Annotated in this window: 18 protein-coding genes and 1 pseudogene; 11 read left to right on the forward strand and 8 right to left on the reverse strand. The window is 72.2% G+C overall.

Features of this window, described 5'->3' with window-relative positions; all coding sequences use genetic code 11:
* Positions 1-42 precede the first annotated feature (42 nt).
* Complete coding sequence (locus ACZ6ZP_RS08975) at positions 43-1,974, reverse strand: NAD-binding protein (protein WP_366461853.1); 1,932 nt, start codon at positions 1,972-1,974, stop codon at positions 43-45.
* Positions 1,975-2,515: 541 nt separating this feature from the next.
* On the opposite strand from ACZ6ZP_RS08975, the gene ACZ6ZP_RS08980 reads away from it, so the two are divergent.
* From ACZ6ZP_RS08980 to ACZ6ZP_RS08990, 3 genes and pseudogenes are all read left to right on the forward strand, one after another.
* The gene (locus tag ACZ6ZP_RS08980) at positions 2,516-4,072 is read left to right on the forward strand and encodes an NCS1 family nucleobase:cation symporter-1 (protein WP_469406152.1); all 1,557 of its coding nucleotides are present in this window, start codon (positions 2,516-2,518) and stop codon (positions 4,070-4,072) included.
* 103 nt (positions 4,073-4,175) lie between these two features.
* A pseudogene (locus ACZ6ZP_RS08985) lies at positions 4,176-4,514 on the forward strand (ArsR/SmtB family transcription factor); the annotation flags it as partial.
* 154 nt (positions 4,515-4,668) lie between these two features.
* Positions 4,669-7,404 (forward strand): cation-translocating P-type ATPase, encoded by a 2,736-nt coding sequence (locus tag ACZ6ZP_RS08990; protein WP_469406153.1) that lies wholly within the window; start codon positions 4,669-4,671, stop codon positions 7,402-7,404.
* A gap of 53 nt (positions 7,405-7,457) precedes the next feature.
* Here ACZ6ZP_RS08990 and ACZ6ZP_RS08995 read toward each other — a convergent pair whose 3' ends face one another.
* Positions 7,458-8,951, reverse strand: a complete 1,494-nt coding sequence (locus ACZ6ZP_RS08995) for an LCP family protein (protein ID WP_469406155.1) — start codon at positions 8,949-8,951, stop codon at positions 7,458-7,460.
* Between the two features lie 152 nt (positions 8,952-9,103).
* Here ACZ6ZP_RS08995 and tatA point away from each other — a divergent pair, with 152 nt between their 5' ends.
* A complete protein-coding gene (gene tatA / locus ACZ6ZP_RS09000; RefSeq protein WP_469406156.1) occupies positions 9,104-9,277 on the forward strand; it encodes a Sec-independent protein translocase subunit TatA in 174 nt (57 codons plus the stop codon).
* Between the two features lie 144 nt (positions 9,278-9,421).
* Here the strand turns inward: tatA and ACZ6ZP_RS09005 are convergent, their stop codons facing one another.
* Both ACZ6ZP_RS09005 and ACZ6ZP_RS09010 read right to left on the reverse strand, forming a co-directional pair.
* Positions 9,422-10,378, reverse strand: a complete 957-nt coding sequence (locus ACZ6ZP_RS09005; protein ID WP_469406157.1) for a class I SAM-dependent methyltransferase — start codon at positions 10,376-10,378, stop codon at positions 9,422-9,424.
* Complete coding sequence (locus tag ACZ6ZP_RS09010) at positions 10,375-11,412, reverse strand: carboxymuconolactone decarboxylase family protein (RefSeq protein ID WP_469406159.1); 1,038 nt, start codon at positions 11,410-11,412, stop codon at positions 10,375-10,377. Before ACZ6ZP_RS09010 ends, ACZ6ZP_RS09005 begins: the two co-directional genes overlap by 4 nt.
* A gap of 258 nt (positions 11,413-11,670) precedes the next feature.
* On the opposite strand from ACZ6ZP_RS09010, the gene ACZ6ZP_RS09015 reads away from it, so the two are divergent.
* From ACZ6ZP_RS09015 to ACZ6ZP_RS09025, 3 genes are all read left to right on the forward strand, one after another.
* Positions 11,671-13,008, forward strand: a complete 1,338-nt coding sequence (locus ACZ6ZP_RS09015; RefSeq protein ID WP_469406553.1) for a sensor histidine kinase — start codon at positions 11,671-11,673, stop codon at positions 13,006-13,008.
* Positions 13,005-13,673, forward strand: coding sequence for a response regulator transcription factor (locus tag ACZ6ZP_RS09020; RefSeq protein ID WP_351159027.1), 669 nt, complete (start codon positions 13,005-13,007; stop codon positions 13,671-13,673). Before ACZ6ZP_RS09015 ends, ACZ6ZP_RS09020 begins: the two co-directional genes overlap by 4 nt.
* Positions 13,674-13,758: 85 nt before the next feature.
* Positions 13,759-14,508 (forward strand): DUF4232 domain-containing protein, encoded by a 750-nt coding sequence (locus ACZ6ZP_RS09025; protein WP_351159030.1) that lies wholly within the window; start codon positions 13,759-13,761, stop codon positions 14,506-14,508.
* Here the strand turns inward: ACZ6ZP_RS09025 and ACZ6ZP_RS09030 are convergent.
* Positions 14,474-15,529 carry a lipoate--protein ligase family protein gene (locus ACZ6ZP_RS09030; RefSeq protein WP_351159032.1) on the reverse strand — a complete coding sequence of 352 codons (1,056 nt, stop codon included), beginning with the start codon at positions 15,527-15,529 and terminating at the stop codon, positions 14,474-14,476. The two genes, ACZ6ZP_RS09025 and ACZ6ZP_RS09030, sit on opposite strands and share 35 nt — an antisense overlap.
* Positions 15,530-15,676: 147 nt before the next feature.
* On the opposite strand from ACZ6ZP_RS09030, the gene ACZ6ZP_RS09035 reads away from it, so the two are divergent.
* Positions 15,677-17,140, forward strand: coding sequence for a basic amino acid/polyamine antiporter (locus ACZ6ZP_RS09035; protein WP_361461935.1), 1,464 nt, complete (start codon positions 15,677-15,679; stop codon positions 17,138-17,140).
* 56 nt (positions 17,141-17,196) lie between these two features.
* Entirely contained in the window at positions 17,197-18,489 is a 1,293-nt protein-coding gene (locus ACZ6ZP_RS09040) for an arginine deiminase (RefSeq protein WP_383817593.1), read from the forward strand.
* A gap of 31 nt (positions 18,490-18,520) precedes the next feature.
* On the opposite strand, the gene ACZ6ZP_RS09045 is transcribed toward ACZ6ZP_RS09040, so the two are convergent.
* The 3 genes from ACZ6ZP_RS09045 to ACZ6ZP_RS09055 form a co-directional block, all read right to left on the reverse strand.
* Positions 18,521-19,174, reverse strand: coding sequence for a hypothetical protein (locus ACZ6ZP_RS09045; RefSeq protein ID WP_351159038.1), 654 nt, complete (start codon positions 19,172-19,174; stop codon positions 18,521-18,523).
* A gap of 73 nt (positions 19,175-19,247) precedes the next feature.
* Entirely contained in the window at positions 19,248-20,342 is a 1,095-nt protein-coding gene (locus ACZ6ZP_RS09050; RefSeq protein WP_469406163.1) for a baeRF3 domain-containing protein, read from the reverse strand.
* Positions 20,343-20,477: 135 nt separating this feature from the next.
* Complete coding sequence (locus ACZ6ZP_RS09055; protein WP_399973485.1) at positions 20,478-21,242, reverse strand: CPBP family intramembrane glutamic endopeptidase; 765 nt, start codon at positions 21,240-21,242, stop codon at positions 20,478-20,480.
* A 204-nt stretch (positions 21,243-21,446) separates the two neighbouring features.
* Here ACZ6ZP_RS09055 and ACZ6ZP_RS09060 point away from each other — a divergent pair, with 204 nt between their 5' ends.
* Positions 21,447-21,791, forward strand: coding sequence for a hypothetical protein (locus ACZ6ZP_RS09060; protein ID WP_469406164.1), 345 nt, complete (start codon positions 21,447-21,449; stop codon positions 21,789-21,791).
* Positions 21,792-22,030: 239 nt separating this feature from the next.
* Positions 22,031-23,755: an alpha/beta hydrolase gene (locus ACZ6ZP_RS09065; RefSeq protein WP_469406554.1), complete on the forward strand. Its 1,725-nt coding sequence runs from the start codon at positions 22,031-22,033 to the stop codon at positions 23,753-23,755.
* Positions 23,756-24,057 lie beyond the last annotated feature (302 nt).

The following is a 24,057-nucleotide window of genomic DNA, read 5'->3' on the forward strand; positions in this document are numbered from 1 at the left end:
TTGTGCCGGTCTCCCTCTGTGCCTGTCTGTCTCTGTGCTGGTCTAGCCGTCGGCCGTGCCCGTCCTGGCCTGTGCGCGCCGACCGAGCAGTTCCGCCAGGCCCTGGCGGGTCGCGGCGAGCACGACGCGGTCCTGGGAGCGCAGTACGTAGCCCGGGTGCAGGTCCCAGACGAGACCGGCCGGATGCTCGGTGCCGTCGTCGGACCGGGCGGCGGTCAGGTCCGGGAGCCGCTCGTCCGGTGCGGTGGCGTCCAGGGCGATGACCCGCCAGACCCCGGGCCGGAACGACTCGGCGATGGTCCGACCCTCCAGCTGGCGGTGTCCCGCGACGTCGAGGGCGGCGAACAGCAGCACCCGCCGCTCGACGGGGATCGCGCCCAGGATCTGCCGCCCCATCATGGCCCCGGCGAACGCGGGCGCGGCGAGGGTGGAGACGCTGCGGCTGCGCGTGAGGGCCTGCGGGTGGGCGGCGCGCAGGGTGCGGTAGACGGCGGTGGCGAACGTGTCGTCGTACAGCCGAAGAGCCACGCGGACGTTGGGTTTGACCGAGCGGGCGTACAGGGCGGCTTCGAGGTTGGTGGTGTCGACACTGGTGAGGGCGAGCAGGGCGTGTGCGCGGTGGATCTTTGCGGCTTCCAGGACGCCTTCGTCCGTGACGTCGCCGATGACCGTGGGTACGCGCAGGCGGCGGGCGAGCGGGATGCCGCGCGCCTCGGGGTCCTCCTCCACGCACACGACGGGGATGCCGAGTTCGCGCAGGCGGGCCAGGACGCGGGTCCCGATCTTGCCGAGTCCGAGCAGGACCACGTGACCGGAGAGACCGCGTGGCGGGCGGCGCAGGGAGGACGCGGTGCGGAACGTGCCCAGCGCCTCCAGGACGGCGGCGAGGAGCACCGGCAGGAGGAGCAACCCCGCCAGTCCCGAAAGGAGTTGCAGGATCTGGCGGGCGGTGGATTCGCCGAGCGCGGGGTCGTCGATGGCGAACAGGTCGAGCAGGGTCAGATAGGCGGCGTGCAGCGGATGGTCGTCGCCGGTCAGCCAGTTCGCCACCGCCAGGCCGAGGACACAGGCCATGAGCCCGGCCACCGACCAGCGCAGGCGCGGCGAGAAGAGCGATCCGAGCGGAAGGCCGCGCCCGGTCAGGCGGCCGGGTGGCCGGTCGGGCCCGGCGTGCGAGACGGCCTTGAGGACCACGGTGCCCCTGCCGGTGGCGGAGGTGACGGTGCGGTCGTCGGGCAGCAGCAGGGGCCCGTCCTGGCCGCCGTCGTCCGAACCCTCCGCGCCCGCGGGGTCGTTGGTGGTCGACGAGAGCAGGGCGAGCGTGCACAGGCCGGGGTCGGCGACCTCTCCGCGGCGCGGCGGGTCGCGCTCCACGGCGCGCAGGAGGAGACCGTCGGCCTGGACGACCTTGCTGGTACCGGCGACGGCGGTGGCCGCGAGGGCGGGAGCCGCGGTGTCGGCGTCGGACAGGACGGTGGTGGAGGCGTTCACCTCGGCCGGGTCCAGGCCGGGCGACGCGACCGCGGCGGCCTGGTCCAGCAGCTCCTCCAGGTGCTGGCCCAGCTTGCGGTTGTAGAGCCGGATCACTATCCGCAGGCGGGGGTTGAGGCGCCGGGCGACGAGCGCGGCGTGGATGTTGGTCTCGTCGTCGTCGTACACCAGGGCCAGCGCGGCGGCGTCGTGGACGCCCGCCTCGACGAGGACGGCCTCGTCGGGCTCCGGTGCTTCCAGGACCCGGGGGACCTCGGGCCGCGTCGCTGCGTCCCCGCTGCCGCCGGGGGTTCCGGCCGCGCGTGCCATGACGGCCTGCATCCGGACCAGGAGGGCGGTGGCCCGCGCACGCCCGGCCGGTCCCGACCGCGGACCGTCCACCGGCAGCGCGGAAGGGACGACGACGGTCACCCGCTCGCGGTAGACCGAGCGCAGCTCGGCGGCGAGGCGTTCGGCGAGCGCGTCGTCACCGCAGACGATCATGTGGCCGCTGTGGGGCGGCTGTTGTGCCTGGCGGGGGAGCGGCCGACGGGGGTCCGCCTGCCGGGGGTCGGCCTGCCGAGGGAGCGCGGGCCCGGTGTCCGGATGGCGGCGGACGGGCTGCGGGTTCCCCTGGCTCACGACTCGTCCTCTCCGGAGCGGCTGATCATGCGGGTCAGGGTAGTTGGGGTACGTGGCACGGGTACGCCGGTACGCTGGTACGCCGGGAGGCCGCTGTCGCGGTCAGTCCGACCGGGAGCGGACGGGAACAGGGTTGTCGGCGCCGTCAGTCGGGGAAACTCGCCAAGAGGCTGGATCTGAAGCCTCTCCCGCACCTGTAGGCAACAGCGCCACCGCCAGTACCTGAGCCGACTTGACCCGAGTCTTCGCGTCGACCCGAGTCCCACGTCGACCGGAGTCCCGCGTCGACCGGAGTCCCGCGTCGACCCGATCCCCGCGTCGAAACCCGAGTAAGGAGCCTGGGCATGGATTTCGGACGTGTGCCGCCGATCGGACGTGTGCCGCAGACCGATCCGCTCGCCTCGTGACCGGCACCGTCCCCACGGGGCCGACCGCCGCGGACCCCGGCGCGACATCCCAGACCGTGGCCGACGACGGCCGCGTCGAACTGCGCCCCGGCGCCTTCCCGGAGCACAGCCGCTTCGCCAACGACGACCTCAGGCCCATCCCCCTCGCCGAACGCCACTGGAGCACCTACAACTTCGCCGCCCTGTGGATCGGCATGGCCCACAACATCCCTTCCTGGACGCTCGCTTCGGGTCTGGTCGCGCTCGGCATGGACTGGCGCCAGGCCGTCTTCACGATCGCGGCGGCCAACGTGATCGTGCTCCTGCCGATGCTTCTGACGGGACACGCGGGCCCGAAGTACGGCATCCCGTTCCCCGTCCTGGCCCGCGCCTCCTTCGGCCTGCGCGGGGCGAACCTGCCCGCGCTGATCCGGGCGGCCGTGGCCTGCGGCTGGTTCGGCATCCAGACCTGGATCGGCGGCCAGGGGATCTACGTCCTGCTCAACCAGGTCTTCGACGGAGCGTGGAGCGACGAGTCCCGGATCGGCGGCCACCCATGGCCGCTGTGGCTCTGCTTCGTCCTCTTCTGGGTCCTCCAACTGGCCATCATCTACCGGGGGATGGAGGCGCTGCGGCGCTTCGAGAACTGGGCGGCGCCCTTCGTGCTCGTCGGCGCCGTCGTGCTGCTCGTGTGGATCGCCGACAAGGCGGGCGGCTTCGGCCCGCTGCTCGACCAGCCGTCCACGCTGGGCTGGGGAGCCGACTTCTGGCCGGTGTTCTTCCCCGCGCTGATGGGCATGATCGGCTTCTGGTCGACGCTGTCCCTGAACATCCCCGACTTCACCCGGTTCGGTAAGGGGCAGCGGGCGCAGGTGTGGGGGCAGACGCTCGGCCTGCCGACCACCATGACCGCCTTCGCGCTCCTGTCGGTCCTGGTGACCTCCGGCTCGCAGGCGGTGTACGGGGAGCCGATCTGGGAGCCCGTCGACCTGGCCGCCAAGGCCGACAACGTCTTCGGGCTTCTCTACGCCCTGGTGACGGTCCTGGTCGCCACGGTCTCCGTGAACATCGCGGCGAACGTGGTCTCACCCGCGTACGACCTCGCGAACCTCGCCCCGAAGTTCATCAACTTCCGTACGGGCGCGCTGATCACCGGTGTCGTGGGCGTGGTCATCTTCCCGTGGAAGCTGATCGAGACGCCCGAGCTCTACATCTTCGTCTGGCTGGGCGTCGTGGGCGGACTGCTCGGCACGGTCGCCGGAATCCTGATCGCCGACTACTGGGTGGTGCTTCGGACGGTCCTGGACCTCGCCGACCTGTACCGCCCGGAAGGGCGCTACTGGTACACCGGCGGGTGGAACCTGCGCGCCGTCGCGGCCTTCGCGGTCGGGGGCGTGCTTGCCGTGGGCGGGTCGCACTCGGCGCCGGGGAAGGGACCGTTCCCCGAGGACGGGCTGATCCCCGTACTGAAGCCGCTCGCCGACTACGGCTGGGCGATCGGGCTCGCGTCGGCGCTGGTCGTCTACGTCGGGCTGATGGCGGTGGGCAGGGGCGGGCGCAAAAGGCAGGGGTAGGGGCAGGCGCGCGGGCTCCGGGGGAGGCCGATCGGCGGCCTAGACTGGACCCTCGCGTACGAGAGTCCGTACGCGCGAGTCCAGGCGCGGAGGGAGGACGACCGTGGCGACGAACGGCACCGGCTTCGACGATCCATCGGCCGAGGTCCTCGCCGACGCGGCGGCGGCCTTCGGGCTGCTCGCCTCCTCCGCGCGGCTGCACATCGTATGGGCGCTCGCGCAGGGCGAGAGCGACGTGACCGGGCTCGCGGAGCGGGTCGGCGGTGCGCTGCCCGCGGTCAGCCAGCATCTGACGAAGCTGAAGCTGGCCGGGCTCGTGCGCTCCCGGCGCGAGGGCCGGCGCCAGGTCTACTTCGTCGACGACGCGGACGTGGTGACCGTGGTGCGGCTGATGGTCGGACAGCTGACCGACCGCGCCGACCGCTCGCACACTTCTGACCCTGCCGACCGCTCACACACTTCTGGACGCGCCGAACGCTCCGACATCGCCGACCGTGCCGACCGCTCCCACATCGCCGACCGTGCCGACCGCTCCAACCGTGACGGCAGTGCCGACCGTGCCGCGCGGTCACCGGCACGCCGGCTCCGCGGCCTTGGTGCCTGAGGCCGCAGCCGGTGGGCTCACCTCGCTGGAGGTGCTGCGCCGTGTGGAGAGCGGCCCGCGCGGCCTGACGGACGCGGAGGCCGAGCGGCGCGTCGCCCGGTTCGGCGAGAACACCCTTCCCGACCGGAGGGCGGTGTCGTGGCCGCGGCTCTTCGGCCGCAGCCTGCGGGATCCCTTCACGGCGGTGCTGCTCTGTCTCGGCCTGGTGTCGGCCACCGTCGCCTCCTGGGGCACCGCCTGCGTGATCCTGTGCCTGGTCGTCGTCAGTGGAGTGCTGCGGACGTCCGGTGAGTACCGCGCCGACCGGTCCATGGCCGCGCTCCGGGCCCTGGTGGCCACCACCGCGAGCGTGCTGCGCCGCGCGGAGCGTGACGACGGCCCCCGGGAGCGGGAGATCCCGGTCGAGGAACTGGTGCCGGGGGACGTGGTGCGGCTCGGCCCCGGCGATCTCGTCCCCGCCGACGTGCGGTTGCTGCGCGCGAGCGGGCTGAGCGTGCGCCAGGCGGCGCTGACGGGGGAGTCGGCGCCGGTGCCCAAGGCCGCGGCCGACGTGCCGGGCACGCGGCGCCCCGAGGGGGTCTTCGAGCAGCCTCACCTCTGCTTCCAGGGCAGCAGCGTCGCCTCGGGCAGCGGCACCGCGGTGGTCGTCGCGACCGGGGCGCGGACCCGGTTCGCCGCCGCGCACGGCATGGCGGGGCGGCGCGGGCCGAGCGCCTTCGACCGCTCCGTGCACGGCATCTCCTGGGTCCTCATCCGGTTCATGCTGCTGACCCCGCCGCTCGTGCTGATGGCCAACGCCGCCCTGCGCGGGCGCGGCCTGGAGACCCTGCCGTTCGCGGTCGCCGTGGCGGTCGGTCTGACGCCGGAGATGCTGCCGGTCATCGTCACCACCTGCCTGGCGCGCGGGGCCTCGCTCCTGGCCCGTACGCACGGGGTGATCGTCAGACGGCTGCCCGCGCTGCACGACCTCGGCGCCGTCGACGTCCTGTGCCTGGACAAGACCGGCACGCTCACCGAGGACCGGCCGGTCCTCGACCGCACCCTGGGTGCCGACGGGCGGGCGGCGCCCGAAGCGCTGCACTGGGCGGCGGTCAACTCCTGGTGGACACTCCAGCTCGCCGAGCTGCCCGCCCCCGACCCGCTCGACGACGCGGTCCTCGATGCGGTCCTCGACGCGGTGCCCGACGCCGGGCGCGAGGACGAAGCGATGCGGTACGAAACGATGCGGTACGGAGGGGCGCGGTCCGAGGGGCCGGGTTACGGAGGGGTGGGGGACGAGGCGCTGGAATACGAAGGGCCGGGTTACGAAGGGCTGGGTTACGAAGGGCTGGGTTACGAAGGGCTGGGTTACGAAGGGCTGGGATACGAAGGGGTGGCGGCGCTGCCCTTCGATCCCGTACGCCGCCTCGCCACCGCGGTCGTACGCGGTCCCGGAGGCCTCGGCACCCACACGCTCGTGGTGAAGGGCGCCGTCGAGGCCGTGCTGGAACGCTGCGTGCTGGAGGACGGTGAACGGGAGAGGCTGCTGGACCTCGCCGCCCGTGAAGCGGACGGCGGCCTGCGTCTCCTCGCGGTCGCCACCGCCGAGCGGCCAGCCCGCACCCGCGCCTACACCCCGGCCGACGAACGCGGCCTGACCTTCCGCGGCTTCCTCACCCTGCGGGATGCCCTTGCCCCGACCGCCGCCACCGCCCTGCGGGACCTCGCGGAGAGCGGCATCACGGTCAAGATCCTCACCGGCGACCACCCGGGGACGGCGGCGCGGGCCTGCCGCGAGCTGGGGATCGGCGAGGCAGAGGGCGGCGGAGTCCTCACAGCCGACCGCGTCGACACCCTCACCGACGCCGAACTCGCCCAGACCGCCCGGCACACCACCGTCTTCGCCCGCTGTACCCCCGAGCACAAGGCCCGCATCACCGAGGCGCTGCGGGCGGGCGGGCACACCACCGGGTTCCTCGGCGACGGGGTCAACGACCTGCCCGCGCTGCGGGCCGCCGACGTCGGGATCGCGCCGCGGGCCGCCGTGGACGTCGTACGCGAGAGCGCCGACGTGGTGCTCGCCGACAAGGACCTCACCGCGATCGGCCACGCCGTCCGCGCGGGACGCCACAGCAGCGGCAACATCGCCACGTATCTGCGCGTCACCCTCTCCTCGAACCTCGGCAACGTCATCGCGATGCTCTCCGCGGGACTCCTGCTGCCGTTCCTGCCGATGCTCCCGGCGCAGGTCCTGGTGCAGAACCTGTGCTTCGACGCCGCGCAGCTCGCCTTCGCCTACGAGCGGCCTCATCCGGCGGTCCTTCGCCGCCCGACCGAGCTGCGGCCCCGCGCCTTCCTGCGCTTCATCACCGGCTTCGGCGCGCTCAACGCCCTCGCCGACCTCGCCACCTTCCTGGTCCTGGCGCTCGCCCTGCACGGGCCCGGAGCCGTGGACGACCAGGCGGTGTTCCACTCCGGTTGGTTCACCGAGAACCTGCTGACCCAGGCCCTGGTGATGCTGCTCCTACGGATCGGCCGCCGCCGGGCCGAGGGCAGGACGCCGGGCCCGGTCGGCTGGTCGGTGGCCGCGCTCGCCGCCGTCGGCCTGCTCCTTCCGCTCTCCCCACTGGGCCCGCTCCTGGGCATGACGGCTCTGCCGGGCCTGTACTACCTGCTGCTCGCCGTGGTGCTCGGCCTCTACGCGGCGGCGCTCGGGGTGCTCCGGCGCCGGTGGGTCCCGCAGCCGTAGCCAGCTGTGGCCAGCCGCAGTGGCCAGCCGCGGTCAGCCGCAGTGAGCTGTGGTCAGCCGTAGGAGAGGTCCGAGCAGGGGTTGTCGTCGGCGGAGCGGGCGTCGTCGGCGACCTTGGTGGGAACGGGCTCCGGCTCGCCCGACGGGGTGGCCGTGGGGGCGTCCGCGTACGACCGGCCCAGGGTGACGGTCACGCCCGGGGCGGTCGCGGACTCCACTTCCGCCCCCGGGAAGAGCCGGGCGACGGACTTCGCCCTGCCCTGCTCGCCGGGTCCATACGCGATCACCGTGGTGGCGTGGTCCTGGGTGCCGGCGGTCGCGGTGCCGGTGACCGTGAAGTCGTTCTCGGTGAGGGTCTTCGCCGCGCGGGCGGCGAGACCGGTGACGGTAGTGCCGTTGTAGACGGCCACGGCGACGCCGCCCCCGGAGACAGGCGCGGCGGACTCTGCGCCGCCGGGCTCGTCTCGCTTGCCGTTCTTGCCGTTCTTGCCGCTGGCGTCATCGCCGTCCAGCGTGCGGTCGTCCTTGAGCGAGGCCCACAGCGCGTCGGCATCCGGCTGGACCACCGCGACCCGCGAACCCTCGTATCGCCAGGGGATGGTGACGAACTTGGTGTTGCCCAGGTCGATGTCCTTCAGCGACATCGCGAACGAGATCAGCTTGTCGGCTGAGCCGAGCCCGGGGTCGACGGTCATGGACTGCGTGGCGGCGTCCGCGAGCGGCAGCAGCTTGGTGGGCGTCAGGCCGTCGCTCTTGACCTTCTTCAACAGGCTTGCCACGAAGGCCTGTTGGCGCTTGATGCGGCCTATGTCGGAGCCGTCGCCGATGCCGTGCCGGATGCGTACGTAGTCCAGGGCCTTCTGGCCCGACACCTCCTGTTCTCCCTTGGCGAAGAGACGCGCGCCACGGGTGGCGCGGTGGGGGTTGAGGTCACGCTGGTAGACGTCCTGCGGCAGGCACACCTCCACTCCGCCCACCACGTCCGTCAGCTCGGCGAACCCCTTGAAGTCGACGACGACGGTGTGGTCCACGCGCAGACCGGTGAGGTGCTCGACGGTGTTCTGGGTGCAGGCGGGGTTGCCCTTGGCGGTCTCGCCCACGGAGTACGCGGCGTTGAACATGGTGTTCGGCCGGGTCTTCGTCCAGCTGCCGTCCGGCAGTTTGCAGGGCGGGAGGTCCACGAGGGTGTCGCGGGGGATGGAGACGGCGACGGCATGCCGGTGGTCGGCGTACACGTGCAGCAGGAAGGCGGTGTCGGAGCGGCCGATGTCGTTCTTGTCGCCGCCGCCGAGCGCGCTGTTCCCCGCGGTGCGTGCGTCCGAGCCGATGACCAGGACGTTCTCACCCTTGGATGTGTCGGCGTCGGGCCGGTCACCGGAGACACCGTCCGCCGCGAAGGTGTCGATGTTGCCGCTCAGCCGGACGTACACCCACCCGGCGCCGGCCGCCACGAGCACCAGCAGGGACAGGACGATGCCCAGTGTGAGCCGCACACGGCCGCGCTTGCGCCGACGGCCGCGTACAGCTGCACGGTGGCTGGTTGTCATGGGTGCGCCCTATCCGTCCGAGTCGTTCCGCCTCACAGAGAGGGACCTCCCGGCCCGCCCCATGGTTGTACAGTTGCGCAATGTAGCAATCTTTCCTGAGGCTACCGACGCTGAATGACGGCTGAGACATCTGTGGAGAAGGGCGGGCGACGATGCTCCGTAACGGACTGGAACCCTGGCATCTGCTCATCGTGGCGATCGTGGTCATCGTGCTGTTCGGCTCGAAGACACTGCCGGACACGGCCCGCGCGGTGGGCAAGTCCCTGCGGATTCTCAAGAGCGAGACCCGGGCGATGCAGGACGACGGCGAGCGGGGGAAGGCGTAGGCCCTTGCGCGGGAAAGGGCTTGAGGCAGGTGCGAGGTGCGAGGTGCGAGGCGCGGCCGGGGCCTGGTGCCGGATGCGGCTCGGGCCTGGCGTCCCTGAAGCCTCAGGTCCTGCGCATGTGGCGCACGTGTCGCATGTGAAGCCTCAGGCCTGGCGCGCCGCCGTCACGAGCCACACCCCCGCCCGCATCCGCACGCCGTACTCGGTCGCGTGGGGCCGGAACGCCGCCTCCAGGGAGGCCCGCGTCGCGGCGGTGACCGTCCGGCCCGGCGTGCGCGACAGGATGAAGTCGACCGCCTCGGCTGGGGTTTGGCCCCACACGGCCTCGATGGGTATGGGCGTCACCCTCACGTCCTCGTAGGCGGTGAGCACCTCGTTGATGCGGGCCGGGTCCGAGAGCGAGGACATGGCGGTGCGGGCGGCGACGGCGTCGGCCGCGGCCTCGGGCGACACGTACTCCGGGCTCTCCGCGGGACCATCCTCCTCCGCGAGGAGCTTGGCGAACCGGCTCAGCGTCCGGGACTCCTCGGTCTCCTGGTCGACGGGCTGCGGACAGACGAACACCAGGCGCCCGCCGGGACGCAGCGCGCGGGCGATGTTCGTGAACGCGGCGGCGTGGTCGGCGAAGAACATGACCCCGCCACGGCTGATCGCGACGTCGTACCCAGCTCGGGGGAAGGGGTGGATCTGGGCGTCGGCCCGCTCGTACGCCGCGTTCGTGATGCCTTCGGACGCCGTGCTCGCACGGGCCCGGTCGAGGAGCGGTGCCGAAATGTCGACGCCCACCGCATGGCCGTGCCCAGCGCGGCGGGCCGCGATGCGCGTGGTGACGCCGGCGCCGCAGCCGATGTCCAGGACACGGTCGCCCGCGCCGATCGCCGCGGCGTCGAACAGGGCGTCGTTCACGCCGGACAGCATCGCGTCGTAACGGTCGTGGTGCGTGGCCCAGTGGGTGCCCACCGGCCCGTTCCAGGCCTTCGCCTGGCGGGAGTTGGGGGTCGGCGTCGTCAGTGTCGCCGACGCAGTCGATGTCGCCGAAGCAGCCGACTCGGCTGACGCAGCCGACGCGTTCGATGCGGCCGATGTGTTCGATCCGGTCATGACGTCTCCTTGGCGTAGTGAGCCGAGTGGTGCGCCGCGAGGGAGCTCTCGATGCGGTCGACCGCCGTGAACGCGCCGTACGCGATCAGGTGCACGAGGCAGTGGTCGCTGAACGGCGGCTTCTTCCAGGCCGCCACGTCCTCGTCGGTGATGCGGTACGGCGCGAGTGCGGCGAGCAGCGCGAGCCGTGCCCCCGGGCGCGACGCGCGGTCGGGCAGGGCGCCCCAGGACAGCGGCGGATGCGCGCCGTCCCACTCCGCCACCACCGCCTGTACGAGGGCCTGGTCGGCCTCGTCGAGCAGGCCCGCGCCCATCGTCGCCGCGGTGCGGAGCGCCGCGTACGCGGAGCCGATGGGTGTGCCCGCGGCCCAGGCCGGGCCTGGCTGCGGGTCGTCGAGCAGGGGCAGCGAGTCACCGGGCGTGACGGTGCGGCGGACCGACTTCTGCAGGGTGCGGCCGCCGATCGAGCGCACCGCCCGGAAGCGCTGCGCGTTGCACGGCAGCATGGCCTCGCCGATCAGTGACGACGCGACGCGGTTGATGAAGTGGAAGGTGAGCGCGGTGCCGATGTGGGCCGGGGCGTGGGCGCGCGGGAACGGCGGCGAGACGAGCTCCGGCGCCTGCGGCGTCCGCGTGGCCTGGCCCCAGGCGAGCAGTCGCGCCTGCGCCGGGTCCTCGGGCTGCTCGCCGCGCAGCACCCGCTCGGCGACGCGGTGCTCGCCGGTGGCGTGCAGCATCACCGTGTGCGCGCTCACGCAGAACGGGCAGCGGTTGGCGAGCGAGACGCCCACGGCGACCAGCTCCCGGTCGGTGCGGGTGGTGCCGCCGCTGCCGAAGGCGTCGCCGCCGCCGACCAGCAGGGACTCGCGGAGCAACGCCCAGGTGGCGGTGAACAGTTCGGGTGCGGGGGACAGGGCGACTAGGGGCGCGGGCTCGGAGATGCCGAAGTCCTCGGCCATCTGCGCGTAAGCCTCGGCGGTCCTGCCCGTCGCGGATTTCGGAAGTACGGAATCGGTGTATCGAAAGGTTGCCATGGCTCGATGGTCGGGGCGCCGGGTGTCTCGGGTCGTCGTCCGGCGGAAGGCAGTTGCGGGTACGCCGCCGGGGCCGGACGGGTCGGCGACTACTGCGTGGGGAGTAGTGCGGGAACGGTCTGCTGAGGTGACGCGGTTGTCAGTGACGGCCTCTATCGTTCTGAACACGGCGGGGGATGCGCCGAAACGGGGGATGCGAGGGACGCGGGGGCGGAGATGGCGGCGGACCGGACGGGGAGAGCGGCGGGGCAGGTGAACGTGCGCGATCGGGTGCGGGACCAGGTGCGGAATCAAGCGCGGCAGGCGTGGGTCGGCGACGCGGTGCTCGCGGTCGTGGTGGGCGTGATCGTCGCACTAGCGGCGGGTCTGCGGGACGGCGGTGCGGGGTTCCTCGACTACGCATTGATCGGCGCCGGTTCGCTCGCACTCTCCGCCCATCGAGCGGCGCCGCGCGCCGTGCTCGCGGTCACCACGGTGTGCCTGCTCGGCGAGGTGGTGTACGCGGGCGCGAGCAGTGTCGCGGCGATTCCGGTGGTGGCGGCCGTTCATACGGCTGCGCGCGCAGGCCACCGGGGCGTGGCCGCCGGTGCCGCCGCGGTGTTCCTCGCGGGCTTCGCGGTGGCGGGGGAGGTCGGGGGAGCTGTGGGGGGCGTGGCGGCGGGAGAGGGATCGGACGACGTCGTGCAGCGCACGCTGCTGCTGGCCGGCTGGTTCCTGTGCGCTCTCGTCACGGGCCTCGCCGACAAGAACTGGCAGGCGTATCTGCGCCAGACCGAGCAGCGGGCCCTGGAGGCCGAGCGGACCCGCGAGGAGGCGGCGCTGCGCAGGGCGGGCGAGGAGCGGCTGCGGATCGCGCGCGAACTGCACGACTCGCTGACGCACAGCATCTCGATCGTCAAGCTCCAGGCCGGGGTGGCCGTCCACCTCGCCCGGAAGCGGGGCGAGGAGATACCGCCCGCGCTGCTCGCCATCCAGGAGGCGAGCGGCGAGGCGATGCGTGAACTGCGTTCCACGCTCACGGTGTTGCGCACGGACGAGCCGACGGGGAGCCCGGCGCTGCTGGTCGAGCGCGCGCGGGCGGCGGGGCTCGCGGTGGAGCTTGCGGTGTGCGGCCGGGAGCGTGCCCTGGCCGGTGACCTGGAGCGGACCGCGTACAGGATCGTGCAGGAAGGCCTCACCAACGTGGCACGCCATGCGGGAGGCTCGGCCAAGGTAACGGTCGGACTCGACTACGGGGAGCGGGTGTTGGGGGTGCGGGTGGAGGACGACGGGGTAGCCGATGCGGGGCGGTCGCCGGTGGAGGGGGCAGGGCTCACGGGCATGCGCGAGCGGGTCGCTTCCCTGGGTGGGACGCTGCTGGCGGGGCCGCGGGTCGAGGGGGGATTCCTGGTCCGGGCGGAACTTCCGCTGGAGGGCGGGGCGTTGCTGTCCGGGACAGCTCGGGGGGCAGCTGGGGGGACAGCCGATGAGGCATCCCTGGGGGTACCCATGGGCGCGGCGCTCTCCGGGGGAGCCGGAAAGGCCGCCGGGCGGGGCGGGTCGCCGGCGGAGGTCAGGGTGGCCGCTGATGTCGGGCGCCCCGGGGAGGGGACGTGATCCGGGTGGTGCTCATCGACGATCAGGCGTTGATGCGGGCCGGGTTCCGTGCGCTGCTCGAGGCCGAGGACGGTATCGAGGTGGTGGGGGAGGCCGCCGACGGGGAGCGCGGGGTCGCGCTGGTGCGGGAGTGCGTGCCGGACGTGGCGCTCATAGACGTACAGATGCCGGTGATGACCGGGATCGAGGCGACACGGCGGATCGCGGCAGATCCCCGCCTCCGCGACGTACGCGTCGTGATCCTCACCAACTACGGCCTCGATGAGTACGTGTTCGACGCACTGCGGGCCGGGGCGAGCGGGTTTCTGCTCAAGGACACGGAGCCCGCCGACCTGTTGCACGGCATCGAGATCGTCGCGCGCGGGGACTCCCTGCTCTCGCCCTCCGTGACGAGCAGGCTGATCGGCGAGTTCGTCTCGCGGCCGCCGGACCGGGCCACCGCGCCGGGCCTGGAGAACCTCACGCGCCGGGAGCGGGAGGTCACCGCGCTGGCCGCACGGGGGCTGACGAACGAGGAGATCGCCACGCACATGGTGATCAGTCCGTTCACGGCGAAGACGCATGTGAGCCGGGCGATGACGAAGCTGGGCGCGCGCGACCGGGCCCAACTGGTCGTATTCGCCTATGAGTCGGGGCTCGTAGCGGCCCGTAGCGCGACTCCGTAGACGCGGCCGTGGGCGGGAAGGCGCGGCTGTGGGAGGCGGCAGATCGGCAGATAGGGGGAAACTTTGGCCATGGCATGATCTCCGCGTGACCGTCATACCGTTCAGGCACGTCGCCGTCCTCTCCGCCGTGGTCGTGTTCGCCTCCGGATGCGGGCTCTCGGAGGAGGTGGAGCGGGAGAGGGATCCCGGGCGTACGGCGTCTGCCGAGGGTGGTCGGTCCGGTGCGGGCGATGCGGGTGATGCGGGGGACGGTTGGCCGGACGGTGTGTCCGCCGAGCCCGGTCCTGACTCGCCGACGGGGATTCCCGTCGAGACGGCGCCGCCGGGGGTGTCCGACGCACCCTCGTCCTTCTGCCCCGCGTCCGGTGTCCGTATCGAGGCGGGCATGGTCAACCCCGCCATGGGCCTGCGCGCGATGTCCGTGACCCTGACCAACTGCGGCAAGGACACCTACCGCCTGAACGGCTATCCGAAGCTGCGGGTCCTGGACGAGCACCGCGAACCCCTCGACGTACAGATCCTCGAAGGGCCCGCGCCCGTCACGCAGATGGACGACCCCGGGCCGCACCCCGTCTCGCTCAAGAAGGACGAGAGGGCCTACACCGTCCTCGTCTGGCGCAACACCGTCACCGACACGACCACGACCGCCGTCAGCGGCACCTATCTGAAGGTCACCCCGGCCCCGGGCACCCGGCCCGGGACCGTGATTCCGGAGGGCCGGATCGACCTCGGCAACACCGGTCGCATCGGCACCACCGCCTGGCAGCGCGAGCCCGGGGGCGCCGCGAACCCGTCCGGGGCTATGGCACCCGCGCCGTCCACTCCGGTGAGCTGAACTTGGTGCGGGCCAGTTCCCGCGCCCTGGCCATCTCCTCGTCCGTGGCCTTGCCCACCGTCAGGCCGTACCGCGTGCGGAAGGAGTCGAGCATCCGCTCGATCACGGCCTCGCGCGGCAGTCCGGTCTGGCGGCGCAGCGGATCCACGCGCTTCTTCGCGCTCTTCGTGCCCTTGTCCGAGAGCTTCTCGCGGCCGATGCGGAGCACCTCGACCATCTTCTCCGCGTCGATGTCGTACGACATCGTCACGTGGTGCAGCACGGCGCCGTGCCCGCCGGCGACCCGCTTCTGGGCGGCGCCGGCGACCTTCCCGGCGTCGGTGGCGATGTCGTTGAGCGGTTGGTACCACGCCTTGATGCCCATGTCGCCGAGGGCGTCGAGCACCCAGTCGTCCAGGTAGGCGTAGCTGTCGGCGAAGGACAGGCCCTGCACGAGGGAGTCGGGGACCGAGAGCGAGTACGTGATGGCGTTGCCCGGCTCGCAGAACATGGCGCCGCCGCCACTGATCCGGCGCACCACCTGGATGCCGTGCCGCTCGGCGCCCTCCCGGTCCACTTCGTTGCGCAGCGACTGGAAGCTGCCGATGACGACCGCCGGGGACTCCCACTCCCACACGCGCAGCGTCGGCGGGCGGCGCCCGGCGGCGACCTCCTCGGTGAGCACCTCGTCCAGGGCCATGAGCAGGGCGGGGGACTGCGGGGCCTCGTGGATCAGCTGCCAGTCGTAGTCGGTCCAGTCGGTGGCGTGCGCGAGGGCGCGGCGCACCGCGACGCCCACCCCCTCCGACGTCAGCCCGTACATGACCGTGCCCTCCGGGAGCGCGGCGTCGACGCGGGCGGCGAGGCCCGCCGTGTCGGTGTCGGCCGGGGCGCCCTCCAACGAATGGCTCAGGGCGTCGAACGCCTCGTCGGGTTCGAGGAAGAAGTCTCCCGCCACCCGCACGTGCCGCAGCACCCCGTCCTCGACCTCCAGATCCACGACGACGAGCTTGCCGCCGGGGACCTTGTACTCACCGTGCACTGTGCTTCCTCCGGGCCTGGCTGAATCGCGAACACCGTCAGCCTGCGATTTCATATCAGGACAACTCGACCCACTAGGGATAGATTCCCGCACAGGGTGGTCAGTCGTCCCTAGGCGCCGGCCCCGACGGGAGCTGACGAGGAGCCCATGAGCCACGCTGAGACGAGTGACCAGGCCACAGCCGGGGCCTCACCGGCCGTCAAGCTGACCCTCACGACGCTGACGATGATGGTCGTCGGCTCGATGGTCGGCGCGGGCGTGTTCTCGCTGCCCCGCCGGTTCGCCCAGGAGACCGGTGTCGCGGGCGCGTTGATCGCCTGGGCCATCGCCGGCACGGGCATGCTGATGCTCGCGTTCGTCTTCCAGACCCTCGCCGTGCGCAGACCGGATCTGGACGCCGGTGTCTACGCCTACGCGAAGGCCGGGTTCGGCGAGTACCTCGGCTTCTTCTCCGCCTTCGGGTACTGGGCCAGCGCGTGCGTCGGCAACGTCACCTACTGGGTGCTCATCATGTCGACCGTCGGCGCCATCTGGCCCGGCCTCGGTGACGGCGACACCCTGCTGGCCGTCGTCCTCTCCTCGTTCGGCCTATGGGCGTTCTTCCTGCTCATTCGCCGCGGGGTCAAGGAAGCGGCGGCGATCAACAGGATCGTCACCGTCGCCAAGATCGTGCCCATCCTCGTCTTCGTGATCCTGGCGCTCTTCCTCTTCAAGCCGTCCGTCTTCGCGGAGAACTTCGGCGGCGCCGACTACGCGGGATCGCTCTTCAACCAGGTGCGCGGCACCATGCTGGCCACCGTCTTCGTCTTCCTGGGTGTCGAGGGCGCGAGCGTCTACTCCCGGCACGCCAAGCGCCGCGAGGACGTCGGCCGGGCCACGGTCCTGGGCTTCCTCAGCGTCTTCGCCGTCTTCGCCTCCGTCACCATCGTGTCGTACGGCATCATGCCGATGGCCGAGATCGCCGAGCTGCGCCAGCCCTCCATGGCCGGGGTCCTGGAGGAGGCCGTCGGCACCTGGGGCAAGGTCTTCGTCAGCGTCGGACTCATCATCTCCGTGCTCGGCGCCTACCTCGCCTGGACCCTGATGGCCGCGGAAGTGCTCTTCGTCGCAGCCAAGGACGACGACATGCCCCGCTTCCTGCGGAAGGCCACCGCCGAGGACGTGCCGGTCCCCGCGCTCCTGATGACCACCGCGCTGAGCCAGGTCGTCCTGGTCGTCACGATGTTCTCCGACGACGCGTTCAACTTCGCGCTCGACCTGACCAGTGCGCTGAGCCTCATCCCGTTCCTGCTCGCGGCCGCCTTCGCCGTCAAGATCGCCACCGGGGCGGGCCGCGAGGACGTGGCGGTCGAGGGGCAGAGCACCCGCAAGGAACTGGTGATCGCGGTGATCGCCACGCTGTACATGGCGTTCCTGCTGTACGCCGCCGGGCTCAAGTTCGTCCTGGTCTCCTTCATCATCTACGCCCCCGCGACCTTCCTGTTCATCAAGGCCCGGCGGGAACAGCACCGGCGCCTGTTCTCGCCCCGCGAGGCCGTCATCTGCGCCGTCTCGATCGCGGGCGCCGTCGTGGGTGTGATCGCGCTCGCGGTCGGCTGGATCGAGCTCTGACCCGGCGCCCCCGGGACCGGCCTCCGCCTCTGTTGCCACCGACCGAAAGGCGCATCGTGACCAGCAACGACACCCCCGCCGCACCGATCTTCGGTGTCCACTCCGAGGTCGGCAGGCTGCGCAAGGTACTGGTCTGCGCGCCGGGGCTCGCCCACCGCAGGCTGACCCCCACCAACGCCGACGACCTGCTCTTCGACGACGTCATGTGGGTGGAGAACGCCCAGCGCGACCACGCGGACTTCGTCATCAAGCTCCAGCAGCGCGGCGTCGAGGTCGTCGAGCTGCACGACCTGCTCGCCCAGACCATGGCGGTCCCCGGGGCCAAGGACTGGCTCCTCGACCGGAAGATCACCGCGAACGAGGTCGGCCTCGGCCTCATCGACGGCACCCGTGCCTTCCTGGAGACGCTGGAGCCCCGGCAGCTCGCCGAGTACCTCATCGGGGGCCTGGCCACCGCGGACCTGCCGGACGAGTTCCGCTCCGGATACGTCGCCCTCGTGCGCGAATCCACCGGCGTACGCGAGTACTTGATGCCGCCGCTGCCGAACACCCTCTACACCCGCGACACGACGTGCTGGCTGTACGGAGGCGTCACGCTCAACCCGCTGTACTGGCCGGCCCGGCACGACGAGACGCTTCTGATGAAGGCCGTCTACCAGTTCCACCCCGACTTCAAGGGCGCCACGGTGTGGTGGGGCGACCCCGAACTCGACTGGGGACAGGCGACGTTCGAGGGCGGCGACATCATGCCCGTCGGCAACGGCGTCGTCCTGATGGGCATGAGCGAGCGCACCTCGCGCCAGGCCATTACCCAGGTCGCGTCCGCGCTGTTCGAGAACGGCGCGGCCGAGCAGGTCATCGTCGCCGGCATGCCCAAGCTGCGGGCCGCGATGCATCTGGACACCGTCTTCACCTTCGCCGACCGCGACATCGTCACGCTCTACCCGAAGATCATGGACGCCGTGCACTCCTTCACGCTGCGTCCCGGCGGCAGAACGGCCGGCGCCAAGGCGGCGGGCGACAAGGCGGCCGGCGTGGAGATCACGGACGAGGGCTCGCGCGCGTTCGTCGACGTGGTCGCCAAGTCGCTCGGCCTGCCCGAGCTGCGCGTGATCGAGACGGGCGGGGACGTCTACGCCTCCGAGCGCCAGCAGTGGGACAGCGGCAACAACGCCGTCGCCCTGGAGCCGGGCGTGGTCTTCACGTACGACCGCAACACCCAGACCAACACGCTGCTGCGCAAGGCGGGTGTCGAGGTCATCACCATCGTCGGCGCCGAACTCGGCCGGGGCCGCGGCGGCGGGCACTGCATGACGTGCCCGCTCGTCCGCGACGCCGTGGACTTCTGAAGCTCCTGAAGCTCCCTGGCGGTACGGGGGATCAGTACCGCTGGGCCTTGACCAGCTTCGCGGAGAGCTTCGGCTCCGGGGGCTCGTGGCTGATGGCGTACCGCTGGGCCCGCTTGCCCGGTTCGAGGTTCTCCGTGCCGACGTAGCGGGTCTCCACGGTCTTGCCCGAGGAGTCCACGAAGTCGACCTGCACGGCGAAGTCCGCCGTCTTGTCGGTCCTGTTGGTGAAGGTCACCACGGAGGCGAGCACACCGCCGGTCTCGGAGCGCGGCTTGCCCGTCATGGAGACGTCGGACATCGCGTTGCCCTTCCCGTCGACGTCCTGCAGAGCCTTCTCGGCGGCCTGGTTGGCGCGCTCCGTGTCGGCGGACACGGACGCCTCGAACTCGTCCGCGCGCTCCGACGCGGACGCCTCCGCCTTCGACGCCGACGCACGGGCGGACTCGGCGGCCTCCGAGGCCTGCGACTTCAGCGGGGACGCGGTCTTCTCCGAGAACGACGCCGAGTCGGGGGCGCTCGGCCGTTCACTGACCGTCCTGCTCTCCTCGGCCGACGGGGCGTCGCTGTCGGTGCTGCACGAGACGAGGGCGGCGGCCGTCAGGGTGGCGGCGAGCGTGAGGGCGGCGGACACCGCGGGCCTGCGGCGTGCGGGGCGCCGCTTCCCGCGGGGCGGCATGGGGTTCATTCGGTGCGGTCCTTTCCCTGCTGCTGGAGCTTGTCCGTGATGGGGGAGTCGTGGGGGAGTGGTGGGGGTGACGTCAGTACCGCAGGGCGCAGGCGATCCGGCCCCGGTCGGTGAGCGTGCCTTCGGGTACGAAGCGGACCTGCGCGCCGGTGTCCAGGGCCCGCTCGACGATGTCGTCGACGACGTCGTCCACCGCGTCGAGATCGTCGGACGCGGCCGGCACCAGATGTCCGCCGACGGCGCGCACGGTCGCCTGGTACGTGTCCTCCACGGCGACGAGGCGGGCCCGGTCCGTCGTCACGTTCTGCCAGACCTCGTCCAGACCGGCGGCGTACTGGTGGCGGCCCTGCGCCGCGTCCAACTCATGGAGTACGGAGTCGAGTTCGGTCTTCTCCTGGGTGGCGAGGAAGGGGCGTACCGCCTGCCACACCGCGTCCGCGGGTCCGTGCGCGAGGCCGCCGTGCGGCACCCGGGTGGCCTTCTTGGTGACCGTGCCGACGTCGTCGACGAGGGAGAGCGCCGCGGCCTCCCCGGCCACGAACAGGGGGCGCGGATGGGCGTGCAGCACGGCGGCCGCCGCGTGGTCCGCCTCGCGCAGGAACTTGCGGGTCTGCTCGTCGCGGAAGGTGCTCGGCAGGTCGCCGATCCGCTCCTGGCGCTCGGCGTCCGGGTCGTCGAGGCTGCGGGTCAGCGGGAACGAGTCCGCCGTGTGCTCGGTGACCCGCTCCGGGGTGCCGCTCCACAGCGTGACGCGGTCGGCCGACACCGCGAGGACCCAGTACGGGCGCTCGGCGGCCTGGGCCGCGACGACGTTGCGCGTCAGGAAGGTGTCCGAGAGCACCACGCGCGGCGGCACCGTCCTGGCGAGCGACCACACCTGGTGCTCCCCGGGGGCGGCGAAGACGGCGAGCCCGTCCTCGGCGTGCACGAGGTCGATCTCCGCCACCGCCCGGTCCAGCTGCGCGGCCACGTCGATCCGGTGCTCCCTGGCCACGGCGGGATCGGACTTCAGGCGCTCCTTGGCCTCGGCGACGAGGTTGCGCAGCCGCACGGGATCTTGGGCGTTGTCCGGTTCCCTGCGGTGGGTCGGCAGCAGGACCGTGACGGCGGGGTAGGGGCGCGGGCGGCGCAGCTCGGCCAGGGCGGCCGGGTTGAGGGAGGGGTGCATGGAGTGACCCTTTCGGGGCGGGGCGGCGGATGAGGGGCCTCCGGAGAGGGCATTACGCCATAAATTGCACCCTATGCCGGTTCCCTGGACGGGGCATTTCACCCGGGGCCGCTCCCCCCGGTGGCGCGGCTCGGCTCACCTCAGCAGGAAGCCGAAGACGTACCCGAGGGCGTTCGTGGCCCAGTGCAGCCCCATGGGGGCGAGCAGGCTCCCGCTGCGGCGGCGCAGCTCGCAGAAGAGGCAGCCCGCCAGGGCGGTGAACAGGACCGCACCGGCGTCGACGACGACCACACCGAGGGCCGAATCCCCGAAGGCGCCGCCGAGCACGGGCTTGGCGTCGGCGAGGCCGAGCGACGGCAGGATGTGCCAGAGGCCGAAGAGCCCCGACGAGACCAGGGTCGCGGCGAGGGGCCCGCGGGAGCGCAGGAGCAGACCGAAGAGAACGCCCCGGAAGGCCACTTCCTCCAGCAGGACCGTGCCGAACGGAACCGTCACCAGGACCCGCAGGGCGACCTCACCCGCGCTCAGACCGCTCTGCCGCTGATCCTCGAACAGGCCGCGGGTGACCGGCAGCGCGGCCGCGACCGCGTACCCCGCGGCGACGACGCCGATCAGCGCCAGCCCCCACCACAGGCCGCGCGGGAGGGTGGCGCGCGCGAGCCCCAGGTCGGCCCACCGCCCGCCGGACCAGTACACGATCGCGAGCAGTACCGCCGTGGCCAGCAGGGAGAGGGGCAGGCTCCAGTTCTGGGCCCACCGGTTGTTCGCGAGGTTGCTGAGCACGAGGACGACGACGGTGGCGGTGACGGCGGTGGCCGTCGTGACCGGACGCCGCAAGAGCCGCGGAAGCCGCAGGAACCGAAGCCGCGGCTGCCGCGAGGAAGGCCGTCGGGCGTGCACGGGTCCATCGTGCGGGCGTCCCGCGCACGAGGCGACCGGAGGCGATCGGAGGCGACCCGAAGCGACCGGCAGGCCGAGTCGCCGCGCGCACCCGGTGGACTCAACCTGAAGGCATGGAAGAGCGCGCGCCCCGCCAGGCGCCCTCGCCCGCGACCGCGCCTGAGGCGGCTCCGGCCCGTCGCCCGGGTCGTGGCCGTGCTGTGCGTGGCGGTCCTCGCCACGACGGCCACGGCGCGCGGCACCGTCCTCAGCTCCGGCTTCCACCAAGGCGTACTGAAGGACCAGCACGCCTACGACCGCCTCTACAACGAGGTCCTCGCCGATCCGCGGAGCCTCCCGTTCGCCCGCGACCTGCTGGGACGCCTGCCGGTCCCGGAAGCCGCGGTGACGTCCAACCTGAAGATCGTGCTTCCCCCGGAGACCCCGGTCCTCGACCGGGTGCACGACTGCGAGCGGCAGCGCGGGAGGCCGGTGAATTTCATGGCCGTCGACTACCTGACGATCGGCGATGCGCGGGGCGCGGTCGATGCGCGGAGCGCTGAGCGTTAAGGGAGGGGGGAGGGGCGCGGGGATGTGGAGTGGGGAGCTTACGTAGGGTTTGCGAGGTATGAGGGGCCGGGTGAGCATGAGGTGGCGGTGCCCCCGCGCGCCCCCGCCCGGCGACATCCGTCACCGGAGGGCCGCGCCGGACCTCGGAGCTGAGGCGGTTGGCGAAGAGCATTCCCGGGCGAGCGGGCGGAGCGGAATCCGGCCGGGCGGGCGGTTGGCGGCGGACTCTGCGGGAGGGGGTGCGGCGCGGCGGCGCGATCGTCAGGAAGCCGTACTGGGAACGGCCCGGCCCCGCCTACCTCGTCAGACGCTGGCCGGACCTCACGGGCGCCTGCTTCGGCACGGTCTTCTTCTGGTTCTCCCTCACGCCCTCCCTCGTGCCCCGTCCCTGGCTGCTGCAGGGCGTAGTCGGCGGGATCACCGCGGCCATCGGCTACGGTCTCGGCTCGGTCGTCAGCACCCTGGTCCGCGCGCTGCTGCGATGGCGGCCGAGCGAGAAGGCACGGGCCCATCTCTGGCAGGCGTACTGGGGCCTTGGCCTGGTCCTCACCGTGTGGCTGATCGCCGAGAGCGACCACGCGCAGCGCCGCCTGCGCGAGCTCCAGGGGCTGCCGCCGTCGATGGCCTGGCACACGCCGGTCATCATGCTGATCGCCGTCCTGCTCTGGGCCCTTTTCCTGCTGGCGGCCCGTGGCATCCGGCTGGGGGCGCGCAGGCTGATCCGCGCCCTGCACCGGTTCGTCCCGCTGCCCGTGGCCATCGGGCTCGGCGTCGCGCTCAGCGCGCTGCTCGTCACGATCGGGCTGCGTGACGTCGTCTTCCAGCGCGGTGTCATCGACCTCGCCGACCGCATCGCGTACGCGACGAACGGCGGCACCAAGGAGGGCATCCGCCGGCCGACCTCGCCTCTGGTGTCCGGGGGTCCCGGATCGCTGCTGCGCTGGCAGGACCTGGGGTTCCAGGGCCGTAACTTCGCGGGGTCCACACCGACGAAGGAACAGATCACGCGGTACACGGGCAGGCCCGCGAAGGATCCCGTGCGGGTCTACGTCAGCGCGTCGGCGCCGGAGGCCTTCAGCAGCCGGGACCCGTTCGAGGCGAAGGCGCGGCTGGCGGTGGAGGAACTGGAGCGGACGGGAGCCTTCGACCGGGACGTGCTGGCCATCGCGGGGACCACGGGGACGGGGTGGGTCAACGCCGACATCAGCGAACCCCTGGAGTACATGCACGACGGCGACACGGCCATCGTCGCCGTCCAGTACTCCTACCTGCCCAGCTGGGTCTCCTTCCTCGTCGACAAGGAGCGTGCGGCGCAGGCCACGCGCCGGCTCGTCGACGCCGTCCTGGCGAAGTGGTCCGCCCTGCCCGAGGACGACCGGCCCAAGCTGGTCGTGACCGGGGAGAGCCTGGGCGGGTTCGCGATCGAGTCGTCGTTCGACGGTGTGGACGATCTGCTGGCCCGGACGGACGGGGCGCTGATCGTGGGCACGCCCAACTTCGCCCCGATGTCGCAGGAGATCCGCGATCACCGGGACGCGGGGAGCCCGGTCTGGCGCCCGCTGTACGAGGGGGGCCGGAACGTGCGGTTCGCGCAGTTCCCCGAGCGGGACCTGAAGCGGGCGGGGCCGGGGGTGGGGTGGGGGCATCCGCGGGTGGTCTATCTCCAGAACGCGTCCGATCCGGTGGTGTGGTGGTCGTCCGACCTGTTCCTGCACCGTCCGCAGTGGCTCCGGAGCCCCCTCGGCCCGGACGTCACCCCGGCGATCCGGTGGTTCCCCGTCGTCACCTTCTGGCAGACGTCGGTCGACATGGCGGTGTCGTACGGAGTCGAGGCCCCGCACGGCCACCGGTACGGGGCGGGGCCGGTGGACGGGTGGGCGGCGATTGTTCCCCGGGAGGGGTGGACGGGGGCGGACACGGAACGGTTGCGACGGCATGTGGAGGAGCGGGATGCGCCGTACTGAGGGGCGGGGCCGGGTCCGTCTGCGGGACGGGACGGTGCGCGTTCCCGGCTGCCGGGCGCCCGGCGTGCTGCGGGGCCCGTTCGGTGGTGGGTGTGGTGCCGTGCTGGTTCGTCCGTCCTTGCTGGCGTCGGGTGATCGGGGTGCGGGTTCTGTGGGGCTGGTCTGTGGGTGGGTGTGGTGCCGTGCTGGTTCGTCCGTGCTCGCCGGCGTCGGGTGATCGGGGTGCGGGTTCTGTGGGGCCGGTCTGTGTGTGGGTGTGGTGCCGTGCTGGTTCGTCCGTGCTCGCCGGCGTCGGGTGATCG

The organism is Streptomyces sp. NPDC054047, from assembly GCF_055585065.1.